At 68.9% G+C, this 13,440-nt stretch carries 9 protein-coding genes and 2 pseudogenes; 5 read left to right on the forward strand and 6 right to left on the reverse strand.

The annotated features are described in order from the left end of the window. Positions 1-4 precede the first annotated feature (4 nt). Positions 5-655: a pentapeptide repeat-containing protein gene (locus KY497_RS13420; RefSeq protein ID WP_219869255.1), complete on the forward strand. Its 651-nt coding sequence runs from the start codon at positions 5-7 to the stop codon at positions 653-655. A 25-nt stretch (positions 656-680) separates the two neighbouring features. Here the strand turns inward: KY497_RS13420 and KY497_RS13425 are convergent, their stop codons facing one another. Genes KY497_RS13425 through KY497_RS13440 form a run of 4 tightly spaced genes read right to left on the reverse strand, consistent with a single transcriptional unit; the run spans position 681 to position 5,581 of the window. Continuing rightward, entirely contained in the window at positions 681-2,189 is a 1,509-nt protein-coding gene (locus KY497_RS13425; protein ID WP_219869256.1) for an ABC transporter ATP-binding protein, read from the reverse strand. Further along, a complete protein-coding gene (locus KY497_RS13430) occupies positions 2,186-2,998 on the reverse strand; it encodes an ABC transporter permease (RefSeq protein WP_055867542.1) in 813 nt (270 codons plus the stop codon). Before KY497_RS13430 ends, KY497_RS13425 begins: the two co-directional genes overlap by 4 nt. After that, complete coding sequence (locus KY497_RS13435) at positions 2,995-3,942, reverse strand: ABC transporter permease (RefSeq protein ID WP_127482234.1); 948 nt, start codon at positions 3,940-3,942, stop codon at positions 2,995-2,997. Before KY497_RS13435 ends, KY497_RS13430 begins: the two co-directional genes overlap by 4 nt. Positions 3,943-3,967: 25 nt before the next feature. Continuing rightward, positions 3,968-5,581 (reverse strand): ABC transporter substrate-binding protein, encoded by a 1,614-nt coding sequence (locus KY497_RS13440; protein ID WP_218682608.1) that lies wholly within the window; start codon positions 5,579-5,581, stop codon positions 3,968-3,970. Positions 5,582-5,751: 170 nt separating this feature from the next. Here KY497_RS13440 and valS point away from each other — a divergent pair, with 170 nt between their 5' ends. Next, positions 5,752-8,367 (forward strand): valine--tRNA ligase, encoded by a 2,616-nt coding sequence (valS, locus tag KY497_RS13445; RefSeq protein ID WP_055872372.1) that lies wholly within the window; start codon positions 5,752-5,754, stop codon positions 8,365-8,367. Beyond that, complete coding sequence (locus KY497_RS13450; protein ID WP_055867525.1) at positions 8,367-8,582, forward strand: hypothetical protein; 216 nt, start codon at positions 8,367-8,369, stop codon at positions 8,580-8,582. Before valS ends, KY497_RS13450 begins: the two co-directional genes overlap by 1 nt. Before the next feature lie 142 nt (positions 8,583-8,724). Here the strand turns inward: KY497_RS13450 and KY497_RS13455 are convergent. Together KY497_RS13455 and tdh are read right to left on the reverse strand one after the other, a co-directional pair. Continuing rightward, positions 8,725-9,297 (reverse strand): annotated as a pseudogene (locus KY497_RS13455) (aminotransferase class I/II-fold pyridoxal phosphate-dependent enzyme); the annotation flags it as partial. Then, positions 9,297-10,349 (reverse strand): L-threonine 3-dehydrogenase, encoded by a 1,053-nt coding sequence (gene tdh, locus KY497_RS13460; protein WP_218682516.1) that lies wholly within the window; start codon positions 10,347-10,349, stop codon positions 9,297-9,299. The pseudogene KY497_RS13455 and the gene tdh, both read right to left, overlap by 1 nt. Positions 10,350-10,422: 73 nt before the next feature. On the opposite strand from tdh, the pseudogene KY497_RS13465 reads away from it, so the two are divergent. Both KY497_RS13465 and KY497_RS13470 read left to right on the forward strand, forming a co-directional pair. Beyond that, a pseudogene (locus KY497_RS13465) lies at positions 10,423-11,341 on the forward strand (LysR family transcriptional regulator). A gap of 33 nt (positions 11,342-11,374) precedes the next feature. Then, complete coding sequence (locus KY497_RS13470; protein ID WP_218682496.1) at positions 11,375-13,426, forward strand: M3 family metallopeptidase; 2,052 nt, start codon at positions 11,375-11,377, stop codon at positions 13,424-13,426. The last annotated feature ends 14 nt before the right edge of the window (positions 13,427-13,440 follow it).

Consider the following 13,440-nt stretch of genomic DNA (forward strand, 5'->3'; position numbering starts at 1 on the left):
AAGCATGGCCCGCACCCCCGAGTCCCCCGCCCCTCCCCGCATCACCGCTCCCGACCTGCCGCCCGTGCTCGAGCCTGCATTTCCCGCGCGCAGCGCCGACCTCATCGCCGCCCGGCTCGACCTGAACGGCACCGTCGATCTCGCCTACTCGACGCTCGAGCAGTGCATCCTGAGCGCCGACGCGGACGCCATCGACCTCACCGGCGCGACGGTCGTCGACGTCGACATGTCCGGTGTGCGCATCGCCTCGCTCCGCATGCGCGATGCCGGTGTGCGGCGGGTGCGGATCAGCGGCGGGCGTATCGGCACTCTCGACCTCAGCGAGGCGCTCATCTCGGAGCTCGATCTGCGGGATGTGCGCATCGACTATCTGAATCTGGGGGCGGCCAAGATCACCGATCTCGAGATCTCGGGGTGCAGCATCCGCACCATCGACATGCCGCAGGCCGAGCTCTCCCGTGTGCGCTTCACAGCCACATCGAGCGACGAGGTCGACCCACGGGGCATGCGTGCGAAAGACGTGGATCTGCGTGGGCTCGACGCCGTCGCCTATCTCGACGCCCACAGCCTCCGCGGGGCCACCCTCACCTCGTTCCAGGTGCAGCAGCTCGCCCCGGCGCTGGCGGCGGGCATCGGCATCCAGCTCAAGGACTGACGGCAGATCAAGGACTGACGGCAGATCAGAAGCCGGCGGGGCCACTCGCGTCGAGCAGTTCCCGCGTGAACGGATGCTGGGGCGAGGCGAACACGTCGACGGTCGCCCCCTGCTCGACGATCCGTCCCTCCTGCATCACGAGCACCTCGTCGGCGACCGCGCCGACCACGTCGAGATCGTGGGAGACGAGGATCATCGTCAGCTGCCGCTCCTGCTGCAACCGGCCGAGAAACCGCAGCACCCGCTCCCGCACCGAGGGGTCGAGCGCCGAGACGGGTTCGTCCAGCACCAGCACCTCCGGGTCGGCGGCGAGCGCGCGGGCGATCGCAGCCCGCTGTCGCTGACCCCCGGAGAGGGCGCTCGGATGCCTGTCGGCGATCTCCGGCGAAAGACCGACCTCGGCGAGGAGCTCCCCGACGCGGGCGACACGTCGCGCGCGAGGCACGCCGCCCGCCTCCAGTCCCTCCCGCAGCGATCGGCCGATCGTCCACCGTGGATCGAAGGCGCCGAGCGGGTTCTGGTGCACGAGTTGCACCCGACGCTCCGCCGTCCACCGCAGGGTGCCGGTGTCCGGCGCGTCGACCCCGACGATCATGCGCGCGAGTGTCGTCTTGCCCGACCCCGACTCCCCCACGATGCCGAGCGTCTGTCCGTCCTTCACCGTGAACGTCGCGTCGATGACGGCGGGCACCGTGGCGAAGCTGCGCGAGAGGTCGCGGGCGATCAGCACCGGCGAGGCCTCCGTGGGGGCTGCAGCTCTGGTCTCGTGCATCGTCGCGGCGATGAGCTGCTTCGTGTACTCGTGCCGGGGGTTCTCGAGCACCTCGGAGACCGTGCCGGATTCGACCACGATGCCATCCTTCATCACGAGGACTCGGTCGGCGATCCGGCGAACCGCGGCGAAGTCATGACTGATGAAGACGAGCGCGGTACCTGCATCGGTGATCTCGCGCAGCAGTCCGAGGATCCGGGCCTGCACGGTGGCATCGAGTGCGGTCGTCGGCTCGTCCGCCACCAGCACGGCGGGGCCCGCGGCGAGTGCGGAGGCGATGAGCGCCCGCTGTCGGAGGCCTCCGGAGAGCTCGTGCGGGTGCTGTCGGGAGCGACGTTCGGGGTCGGGCATCCATACCCGCGCCAGAAGCTCCTGCACCCGCCGCGCCAGCGCCGCACGTCCGCGGACGAGCCGATGCAGCAACAGCGGCTCGGCGACCTCCGCCCCGACCCGGCGAAGGGGGTCGAGCGAGACCAGAGCGTCCTGGGAGACGAGCGCGATCCCGGCTCCGCGAAGGTCGCGCCACGCACGTTCGGAGAGCCCGGCGGCATCCCTCCCGTCGATGAGGAGGCCCTCCAGGGAGACGGTGGCCTCTGCCGGCGTCAACCCCAGCAGTGCGCGGGCCGTGAGCGACTTCCCCGCGCCGGACTCCCCGACGATCGCGACGCACTCCCCGCGTTCGACCGTGAAGGAGACGTCGTCCACCACGCGCTTCCCGTCGAAGGCGATCCGCAGCCCCCGCACCTGCAGTGCAGCGTTCATGCCGCCCTCCCGTCTGCGCGCGCCCGCAGGATCCGTCCGACGACCGTCGCCGACACCACGGTGAGCGTGATCGCGATGCCGGGGAAGAGCGAGATCCACCACGCCTGTCCCAGCACGTTGCGACCACCGGCGAGCATGAGCCCCCACTCCGGTGTCGGCTCCGAGGGGCCGAGACCCAGGAAGCTGAGCCCGGCCGCGGCCAGGATGCTCGAACCGATGCCGATGGTCGCGAGCACGCTCAGTGCGCCGAGGACGCCGGGCACCACGTGCCGGGTGAACGCGCGCACCCGCGGGACGCCGAGGATGCGGGCCGCCTCGACGTGCTCGGCGACGCGCAGCGTCTGCGTCTGCACGCGCGCCAGCCGGATGTAGACGGGCACAGCGGCCAGGGTCACCGCGATCGCGATGTTCACCGGCCCCGGACCCAGGACCGCGACCACGACCAGCGCGACGAGGAACTCGGGGAAGGCCATCAGCACGTCGTTCACCCGCATCACGGTGGTATCGATGCCCTTCGGTGCGACTCCGGCGAGCGCGCCGATGACGAGCCCGACGACGAGCGCCACCCCGGTGGCGAGGAGTCCGATGCCCAGCGAACGCCCTGCGCCGTAGATGACTCGCGAGTACACGTCGCGCCCGCTCTGGTCGGTGCCGAACAGGTGCTCGGCACTCGGCGGAAGCAGGGCGGAGCGAACGGCGGTCTGCAGCGGATCGTGAGTGGCGAGCACGCCGGGCCAGAGCGCCGCGAACACGATCACCGCGAGCACCACGATCGCGACCCACAGCAGCACCCGCTGCGCGCGCCTCATCGGACGCCTCCGGCTCGCGAGGCCCTGACACGCGGATCGATCAGGGGATGCACGAGTTCGACCACGAGGTTCACCGCGACGAAGACCAGGGCGCTCAGCAGGATGATCCCGGTGATCACCGGCAGGTCGCGGTCGCTGATCGCGGCGAGGGTCACGCGGCCCAGGCCCGGACGCGCGAACACGGTCTCCACCAGCACCGCACCACCGAGCACGGATCCGGTCAGGTAGGCCGCGAGCGTCACGGCCGATGCGGCGCCATGCCGCAGTCCGTGCCGCAGGGTGAACCACGAGGGGCTCGCACCCCGGGCACGCACCGTCTCGGCGAACGGCATGCGCTCCGCCTGCATCAGGCCGTCACGCAGCACCTGGCTGAGCAGCGCGGCGACCGGGAGCGCGAGAGTGATCGCCGGCAGGACGAGCGTGGCGGGGTTGCGGGCTCCCGACACCGGGAACCAGCCCAGTCCGAACGCGAAGACGCTGAGCAGGACGAGCCCGATCCAGAACACCGGGGAGGAGAGCACCACGAGCTCCACAGCGGCCGCGATCGTGCGCGCTGCCCTGCCCCGCACGAGGACCGCCACCGCGAGCGCGAGCACGAGGGCGATCACGAGCGCGAGCACCGAGAGCTGCACCGTCGCTCCGAGCTGACGTCCGATCACCTCCGTCACCGGCATCCGCAGCTGGTACGACTCCCCCAGATCTCCCCGAGCGAGCTGGCCGATGAAGCCGAGGTACTGCTCGAACGGCGGACGGTCGAGCCCCAGGTCGGCGCGGATCCCGTCCTTGACGGCCTCACTCACCTGCGCCTGGGGCCCCAGCATCACCGAGACGGGGTCACCGGGGATCACCCGGAACGCGAGGAAGGCGACGGTCGCCGCGCCCCACAGGACGATGACGACGGATGCGACCAGACCGGCGATACGGGCGAGAGCAGCCTTCACCACCCGTGCCCTCCGCTCCGTCGACGGTTCAGCCGACGGTCACATCGTAGAACAGCGGCCGACCGTACAGGTCGTACTCGAGTCCCTCGACGCGGTCGCCGACGGCCGTGATCGCCGACGGGCTGTACAGCGGCACGATGGCCGTGTACGTGGCATTCCACTGCTGCAGCTGGGTGTACAGCTCGTTGCGCTTGTCCTGATCGCTCGAGGCGACGGCCTGCTCGAGCAAGGCATCGATCTGCGGGTCGCTCACCTGCGAGGCGTTCTGGAATCCGTCGGTGTGCAGGTGACTGCGCAGCAGATCGGGATCGACGCCCGAGAAGCCCCAGTCGGTCAGATCGAAGGTCTTCGGCTCGTACTGCTCGTTGTAGGCGCCGGGCTCGAGCTCCTCACGCTGAACCTCGAAGCCGATGCTCTTCAGGTCCGACTGGATGGCGTTGCCCAGCGCGGCGCGGTCGTCGGGAACCGGCGTCCAGGCGATCCAGCGCACGGAGAGTCGCTTGCCGTCCTTCATGCGGATGCCGTCGGCGTCGCGATCCGTCCATCCGGCCTCGTCGAGCAGCGCATCGGCCGCAGCCTGATCGAACGGCCAGCTGCCCTCGAGCGACGCGTCGTAGCCCGGAGTCGTCGAGCCGAGGATGCTCCATGCCCGCGGGAACTGTCCGAAGTAGATCTCCTCGACAGCGGCGTCGATGTCGATGCCGCGGGCGAAGGCCTGGCGCACCTTCTCGTCGGCGAACACCCCGTACTTCTCGTTCAGGTACAGCGAGTACGGCAGCCCCGGGTACTCGATCGAGTCGACCGTGACGCCGTCGCCGAGGTCCTTCGCGAGGTTCGGCGGGATGTTGCTGGCGAGGTCGGCCTCGCCGCTGGTGACGACACCGGTGCGGACCGAGGCCTCCGGCTGGATCTCGACGCGCAGGGTCTCGAACTTCGGAGCCTCGGTGTCGTGCGGACCCCACGCGTAGTCGTCGTTGCGGGTGTAGACGATCTCCTGGTCTGGCGTGTACTCGGTGAGCTCGAACGGCCCGGTGCCCACGGTGATGTCGGGTCCGCCGGCCTTGAGCTTGTCTGCGGACTTCGCGAGCACGGCCGGCGAGTAGAAGCCCAGCTGCGGCGTGCTCGCCGCCTGCAGGAACGGGGCGTACGGCTGGGTGAAGGTCACCGTGACCGTGTAGTCGTCGACGACCTCCGTGCCCTTGTAGAAATCGGCGCCGAGCATGCTGGCAGCCTGAGCGGAAGCCGTCTCGGGGTCGACGATGCGGTCGAAGTTCGCCTTGACCGCGGCGGCGTCGAACTTCTCACCATCGGTGAAGGTCACGTCGTCCCGGAGCACGAAGGTGTACTCCGTGCTGTCCGGCGAGACTTCCCAGCTCTTCGCAAGCCACGGGCTGAACGTTCCGTCCGCCTCCTGGAACACCAGCGAGTCGAGCACGGCCCGCTGCACCATCCCGGAGACGTCGAGCTGGCTCACCTGCGGGTCCATGTGCCCGGCCGAGAGGTTCGCGCCCTCGATGGACCACACCAGCTCTCCTCCGCCTTCTCCCTCGGAACCGGGGGCCGCGCAGGCGCTGAGCACCAGGGCGGTGGCAGCGGCGAGCGCCGCGAAGGGCAGGAGACGACGCACTGATTTTGCGGGCATGACGATTCCTCTGGACGAGCGGGTCGGGATCCCTCCATCCTACGGCGGATTGTTGGACCGGGTCGATCTGCAACGACCTGCCGGGCCCGCGATGCTCGGTAGACTGTTCGGCACCACCCACACTCAGGCACGCTCACACAGTGCCGCATACATCGCTCGAGGAGACCTTCATGCCTGCTTCCGAATCGTCGCAGAACCAGATTCCCGACAAGCCCGTACTCGAAGGCCTCGAAGCGAAGTGGGATGCCGCATGGGCCGAGCAGGGCACCTACCTGTTCGATCGTCTACGCGCGGCACAGGCCGGCCGTGACGGCGTGTACTCGATCGACACCCCTCCTCCCACGGCATCGGGCAGCCTGCACATCGGACACGTGTTCTCGTACACGCACACCGACGTGAAGGCGCGCTTCGAGCGTATGCGCGGCAAGACCGTGTTCTACCCGATGGGATGGGACGACAACGGCCTGCCCACCGAGCGCCGCGTGCAGAACTACTACGGTGTGCGGTGCGACCCCTCGCTCCCCTACACGCCCGACTTCACACCCCCGTTCGAGGGTGGCGACAACAAGTCCAGCCGTGCAGCCGATCAGCAGCCGATCAGCCGCCGCAACTTCATCGAACTCTGCGAGCGCCTCACGATCGAGGACGAGAAGCAGTTCGAAGCACTGTTCCGCCAGCTCGGACTGAGCGTGGACTGGACACAGACCTACCGCACGATCTCCGACGACACCATCCGTCAGAGCCAGCTCGCGTTCCTGCGCAACATCGAGCGCGGTGAGGCGTATCAGGCGCTGGCCCCGACGCTGTGGGACATCGACTTCCGCTCCGCCATCGCGCAGGCCGAGCTCGAGGACCGCGACCAGCAGGCGGCCTATCACACGATCGAGTTCCCCTTCGCGGACGGCTCGGGATCGATTGCGATCGACACCACCCGCCCGGAGTTGCTCCCCGCGTGCATCGCGATCGTGACGCACCCGGAGGGCCCGCACAAGCACCTCATCGGCACCAAGGTGAAGACCCCCTTCTTCGGCGCCGAGATCGAGATCCACGGGCACCACCTCGCCCAGCCCGACAAGGGCACCGGCGCTGCCATGGTCTGCACCTTCGGCGATGTGACCGACATCATCTGGTGGCGCGAGCTGCGCACCACCGACAACGAGTCGCTGCCGAACATGACCACGATCGGCCTGGACGGGCGATTCCTGCCCGATGCCCCCGCCTCCGTCTCGAACCCCGAGGCGGCGACCTGGTACGGCGAGGAGATCGCGGGCAAGACCGTCTTCAGCGCGCGCAAGGCGATCGTGGAGAAGCTGCAGGCGACGGGCGACATGACCGCTGTCGGCAAGCCGTTCAACCACGCGGTGAAGTTCTTCGAGAAGGGCGACCGTCCGCTCGAGATCGTCTCCACGCGGCAGTGGTACATCCGCAACGGCGCCCGCGACGGCGAGCTGCGCGACAAGCTCATCGCCCACGGCGAGGAGCTCGCCTGGCACCCCGAGTTCATGCGTGTGCGCTACGAGAACTGGGTCGGCGGCCTGACCGGCGACTGGCTGGTGTCGCGTCAGCGCTTCTTCGGTGTGCCGATCCCCCTCTGGTACGCCCTGGACGAGAACGGCGAGCGCGACTACGACCGCGTGCTCACCCCGGATGCGGCGACGCTCCCGATCGACCCGACCACCGATGTGCCCGCCGGATACACCGAGGACCAGCGCGGCGTGGCGGGCGGCTTCGACGCCGAGGCTGACATCCTCGACACCTGGGCGACCTCGTCCCTCACCCCGCAGCTCGCGGGTGGCTGGCAGCGCGACGAGGAGCTCTGGCAGCTCACTGCTCCGTTCGACCTGCGCCCCCAGGGTCAGGACATCATCCGCACCTGGCTGTTCTCGACGATGCTGCGCTCGACGCTCGAAGACGGCAGGACGCCGTGGCGCAACGCCGCGATCTCCGGATTCATCGTCGACCCCGACCGCAAGAAGATGTCGAAGTCGAAGGGCAACGTGGTCACCCCGGCCGACGTGCTCGAGGCCCACGGCTCCGACGCGGTGCGCTATTGGGCCGCCTCGAGCCGCCTCGGCATGGACGCGGCGTTCGACCCGCAGAACCCGACGCAGGTGAAGATCGGTCGCCGTCTGGCCATCAAGGTACTGAACGCGGCGAAGTTCGTGCTGTCGTTCCCCGTGCCCGAGGGTGCGCAGGTGACTCATGCCCTCGACGCGTCGATGCTGACCGCGCTCGACAGCGTCGTCGTCGAGGCCACCAAGGCGTTCGAGCGGTACGACGCCGCTCGTGCGCTGGAGCTCACCGAGGCCTTCTTCTGGACGTTCTGCGACGACTACCTCGAGCTCGTGAAGGAGCGCGCCTACAACCAGGCCGATGTGGGACAGGCCTCCGCGGCGCTCTCGCTGCGTCTGGCCCTGTCGACGCTGCTCCGCCTGCTGGCTCCGGTGCTGTCCTTCGCGGCAGAGGAATCGTGGTCCTGGTTCGAAGAGGGCTCCGTGCACACGGCCGCGTGGCCGACGCCGCTCGGCATCGACGGCGACCCGGCGGTGCTGGCTGCAGCCAGTGAAGCGCTGATCGGCATCCGCCGCGCGAAGACCGAGGCGAAGGCCTCGCAGAAGACTCCGGTCTCGCGCGCGGCGATCGCCGCCCCCGCCGCGAAGCTCGACGCCCTCCGCGCAGCCGCCGACGACCTCCGCGCCGTCGGCCGCATCGCCGAGCTCGAGTTCACCGAGGCGGAGGCGTTCGCGGTCACCGCGATCGAGCTCGCTCCGGTCGAGGCGTCCTGATGCAGCTGGGCACGCGCTGGGCGGCGGGGTCCGAGGCTCCGGCTTCCGTCCCCGCCTCCCTGCGACCGGCGATCGCCGAGGTCGAGGCCAAGGGGCTGACCGGTCACTGGACGCTCACCTGGCTGGAAGGCCGCGCGATCGCTGAGCTCGACGCGGGGTGGGAGGTCTTCCAGACCGCCTCCGGCGAGATCGTCGCCCGCCCCTTCGAGGACTGAACCTCCTCGCCAGGACGACACCGGGTCTCAGCGTCGGGTCAGCCCGAGCTGGGCGAGAGCGTGGTCGACGGCGCGCGGATCCTGCCTGCGGGTCTGCTGTTCGCGCAGCAGATCCAGGGAGAGCTCACGCCGTTCGGCGCGCCGCGAGCGGTGCGATGTAGCCGTCCATCGAGAACACGCCCTCCGTCACCACCACGCGGAAACGGGCGTCCGAGGCGGCCTGCAGCTGCGCTTCGAGATCGGCCATGTCTCGGTTCCGGTAGCGGAGCCTGCGCGCTTTCGAGAGCCGGATACCGTCGATGATCGACGCATGGTTGAGCTCGTCCGAGATGATCGCATCCTCGGCGGAGAAGAGCGTCTCGAACACGCCCCCGTTCGCGTCGAAGCACGACGAGTACAGGATGGCCTCGTCCGTGCCGAGGAAGTCGGCGAGCCGACGCTCGAGCTCGAGGTGCTGCTCCTGAGTACCGCAGATGAAGCGCAAGCTGGCCAGACCGTAGCCCCATTCCTGCAGGGCCGTGGTCGCGGCGTCGAGGATGCGCGGGTCGTCGGCGAGGCCGAGGTAGTTGTTGGCACAGAAGTTCAGCACCTCCGTGCCGTTCGCGGTGATCGAGGCGTTCTGCGGTCCGCGGATGCCGCGCTCATGCTTGGTGAGTCCGGCCTCCTCGATCCCCGCCAGCTCTCCCGCCACATGCTTCTGAAAAGTCCCGTACATCACAGCTCCGTCCAGTCGAGGATGATCTTGCCCGTTCCCGCAGACTCGGCCGCAGCGAAGCCGCGCTCCCCGTCGCGAGCGGGGACGACCTCGGCGATCACCCGGCCGATGGCGTCCCGCAGGGTCGCGCTGGTCTGCAGCATCGCCCCCATCGCGTTCCATGTCTCGAACATCTCGCGTCCGTAGATGCCCTTGATCGTGAGCATGTGGGTGACGAGCTTGCCCCAGTCGACTCCGAACCCCGCGCTAGGCAGACCCAGCATCGCAATGCGGCCGCCGTGGTTCATGTTGTCGATCATGGCCGGGAGAGCCGAGGGCGCACCGCTCATCTCGAATCCGATGTCGAACCCCTCCCGCATTCCGAGCGCCTGCTGCGCATCGCGGATGTCGCGGACCGAGACGTCGACCACCTCGTCGGCGCCCATCCGGCGGGCCATCTCCAGGCGGGGTGCGCTGACGTCGGTCGCCGTGATGAACCGTGCACCCGCGTGCCGGGCCACCGCGATCGCCATCAGCCCGATGGGTCCGCAGCCGGTGACGAGCACGTCCTCACCGACGAGCGGGTACGTGAGGGCGGTGTGGACGGCGTTGCCGAGGGGATCGAAGATCGCACCGAGTTCGGGCGTCACCTCGGAGTGGTGCACCCACACATTCGTCGCGGGAAGAGCGAGGTACTCCGCGAAGGCGCCGTCGCGCTGCAGACCGAGGCCGATCGTGCGGATGCACATCTGGCGGCGACCCGCCCGGCAGTTGCGACACGTGCCGCACACGATGTGTCCTTCGCCAGACACCCGGTCGCCGACGGCGATGTCGTGCACACCGGGGCCGACCTCGACGACCTCCCCGTAGAACTCGTGGCCGGGGATGAGCGGAGCGGCGATCGCGGACGCCGCCCAGTCATCCCAACGGAGGATGTGCAGATCGGTGCCGCAGATCCCCGTGCGCAACACCCGGATGACGACGTCGTCGGTGCCGGCGATCCGATCAGGACGCTCGACGAGCTCGAGTCCGGTGCCGGGTGCGCCTTTGTACAGTGCCTTCGTGTGTTCGATCCCATCGCATCAGACGATGTAGAACAATCGGCATCGTCTGCATCATCGATGTAGCCGCACCCACACTGAGAACGTGGAACTCCATCAGCTGCAGATCCTGCGAGAGCTTGGTGCTCTCGGGAGCGTGACGGCGGTGGCCGACGCGCTCCGGGTCACCCCCTCCGCCGTATCCCAACAGCTCGCCGCCCTGCAGAGAGGCGTTCCGACCCCGCTGACCCGCAGGCTCGGTCGCACACTCGCTCTCACACCTGCCGGCGAGGTGCTGGCAGCGGCGGGTGCCGAGGTCATCGACGCGATGGCCTCGGCGCGGCACGCCCTCGACGACTTCGAAGGTGCCGCCACCGGGGGTCGTGAGCGTCAGCGGATTCCACAGTGTCGGACAGGCCCTGTTCGGCCCCTTGGTGAGGGAGCTGTCGTCTTCCGAGAACGCGCCGACGGTGCAGCTCACCGACGAGGACGTCGCCCAGAGCGAGTTCCCCGCGCTCACCGCACGCTACGACCTCGTGCTCGCGCACCGCATGGAGCATTCCGAGCCCTGGCCCGATCAGGGCGTGCGCAGCCTCACGCTGATCCGCGAGCCGCTCGACGTCGCCGTCTCGACGGCCCATCGCCTCGCCGATCGCGCGAACCTCACACCGGCCGACGTCGCGGGCGAGAGGTGGGTCACCAGTCGCATCGGATACTCCCCCGATGACGTGCTCCGTGCCGTGTCGGCGGTTGCTCGTCACCCCGTCGACATCCAGCACCGCATCAACGACTACGGCGCGGTGTCCGCGGTCGTGGCCGCGGGCGGGGTGATCGGGATGCTGCCCCGATTCACGTCACGCAGCGTCGACGACCGCGACATCGTGCGCATCCCGCTCGAGGGGGTGAGCACTCATCGGATGATCGACCTGCTCGCCCGTCCCGAGACTCTGCGTCGCCGATCGGTCCGCGTGGTCGTCGAAGCCCTCCGCGGGGTGATGACGCGCCTGAGCGAGGACGGATCCTGAGCACGCCGGGTCACGGTGGATAGGCTCGTGGGCATGACCGACGCCACGAATCCGCTGATGCAGCCGTCGACGCTCCCCTACGGGCTCCCCGACTACGGCGCGATCCGGCCCGAGCACTATCTCCCCGCGTTCCAGGCGGGTTTCCAGGAGCAGCTTCGCGAGATCGCCCGCATCACGATGGTGCGCTCGATGCCGACGTTCGAGAACACGATCGAGGCGCTGGAGAGATCAGGCGAACTGCTCGACCGCGTCGCGCACACCTTCTACACGGTGAGCTCGGCCGATGCGACGCCCGAGATCCAGGAGATCGATGAGCAGCTCGCACCGCTCATGGCCGCACACCAGGACGCGATCACGCTCGACGGTCAGCTCTACTGGCGGGTGCAGCGGGTGTACGAGCAGCGCGATGCCCTGGACCTCGACCCCGAGCAGCGCTACCTCGTGGAGCGCCATCACCGCGAGATGATGCACGCGGGTGCGAGTCTCGACGACGAGGACAAGGCACAGCTGACGGCGCTGAACCAGAAGCTGTCGACGCTCACCAACACCTTCGAGCGCAACCTGCTGAACGACACCAACGCCCTCGCCGTGGTGTTCGATGCCGCCGATGAACTCGACGGGCTGAGCGCGGGCGAGCTGTCCGCTGCCGCGCGCGCGGCGGCGGATCGGGGGCTCGACGGCAAGTACCTCATCACGCTGCCGCTGTTCAGCGGGCATCCCGCACTGGCTCAGCTGCGCGTGCGGGAGTCGAGGCGGCGCATCATGGCGGCCTCGCTCATGCGGGCCTCTCGGGACAACGCCAACGACAACCGACCGGTCCTGCGGGAGATCGTGCGGTTGCGCGCCGAACGCGCGAAGCTGCTCGGCTACGACTCGCACGCGGCCTATGTCACCGCCGATGAGACCGCGGGGACGCCGGATGCCGTGGAGAAGATGCTCCGCCGCCTCGCCGCCCCGTCCGCGCGCAACGCCCGCGCCGAGCGTGCCGCACTCCGGGCGATCGTCGACGAGACCGAGGCGTCGCCCTTCCCGGTCGAGGCACACGACTGGGCCTTCTACACGGAACGCGTGCGCACAGCCAGGTACGACATCGACTCCAGTGCGCTGCGCCCCTGGTTCGAGGCAGAGCGCGTCCTCCAGGACGGTGTCTTCTTCGCGGCGAACCGGCTCTACGGGGTGACCTTCTCCGAGCGCGAAGACCTCGCCGCGTACCACCCCGGCGCACGAGTCTTCGAGGTGCGCGACGCCGACGGAACCGCAGTCGGTCTCTACGTGCTCGATCTGTACACCCGCGACTCGAAGCGCGGCGGCGCCTGGATGAACGCCATCGTGAACCAGTCCCGACTGCGCGGCACGGCACCCGTCGTCGTCAACAACCTGAACGTGCCCCTCCCCGGAGACGGCGAGCCGACGCTGCTTACCCTCGACGAGGTGACCACGCTGTTCCATGAGTTCGGGCATGCGCTGCACGGACTCTTCGCGACCGTGACCTACCCGCACTTCGCCGGGACGAACGTGTTCCGCGACTTCGTCGAGTTCCCGAGCCAGGTGAACGAGATGTGGATCCTGTGGCCCGAGGTGCTCGACAACTACGCCCGGCACCACGAGACCGGTGCACCGCTCGACTCCGCGATCGTGGAGCGCCTGCAAGCGACCGAGACGTTCGACCAGGGGCATGCCACCAGCGAGTATCTGGCGGCGGCATGGCTGGATCAGGCATGGCATCGGCTGGGCACAGACGCACACGTCGACGACGTCGCCGCTTTCGAGGCTGCAGCGCTGACCGACATCGGACTCGACGATCCGGCCGTCCCGACCCGATACTCATCCACCTACTTCGCCCATGTGTTCTCCGGCGGCTACAGTGCCGGCTACTACTCGTACATCTGGAGCGAAGTGCTCGACGCCGACACGGTCGAGTGGTTCCGTGAGAGCGGCGGTCTGACGCGAGGCAACGGCGACCGATTCCGCCAGCGCCTGCTCGGAGTGGGCGGCTCGAAGGATCCGCTCGAGGCCTACCGCGACTTCCGCGGCCGCGATGCCGACATCGAACCCCTCCTGAAGCGCCGTGGACTGGGCTCGTGAGTCGTGAGACCCTG

The organism is Microbacterium sp. PAMC22086, from assembly GCF_019443525.1.
In the GTDB taxonomy this organism is placed as follows: Bacteria; Actinomycetota; Actinomycetes; order Actinomycetales; family Microbacteriaceae; genus Microbacterium; species Microbacterium maritypicum.

Bases quoted from the DNA above. Each gene is read 5' to 3' on its own strand.
- KY497_RS13425 (WP_219869256.1), bottom strand. From the start codon at position 2,189: ATGAACGCTGCACTGCAGGTGCGGGGGCTGCGGATCGCCTTCGACGGG.
- KY497_RS13420 (WP_219869255.1), top strand. From the start codon at position 5: ATGGCCCGCACCCCCGAGTCCCCCGCCCCTCCCCGCATCACCGCTCCC.
- KY497_RS13440 (WP_218682608.1), bottom strand. From the start codon at position 5,581: ATGCCCGCAAAATCAGTGCGTCGTCTCCTGCCCTTCGCGGCGCTCGCC.
- KY497_RS13430 (WP_055867542.1), bottom strand. From the start codon at position 2,998: ATGAGGCGCGCGCAGCGGGTGCTGCTGTGGGTCGCGATCGTGGTGCTC.
- valS (WP_055872372.1), top strand. From the start codon at position 5,752: ATGCCTGCTTCCGAATCGTCGCAGAACCAGATTCCCGACAAGCCCGTA.
- KY497_RS13470 (WP_218682496.1), top strand. From the start codon at position 11,375: ATGACCGACGCCACGAATCCGCTGATGCAGCCGTCGACGCTCCCCTAC.
- KY497_RS13450 (WP_055867525.1), top strand. From the start codon at position 8,367: ATGCAGCTGGGCACGCGCTGGGCGGCGGGGTCCGAGGCTCCGGCTTCC.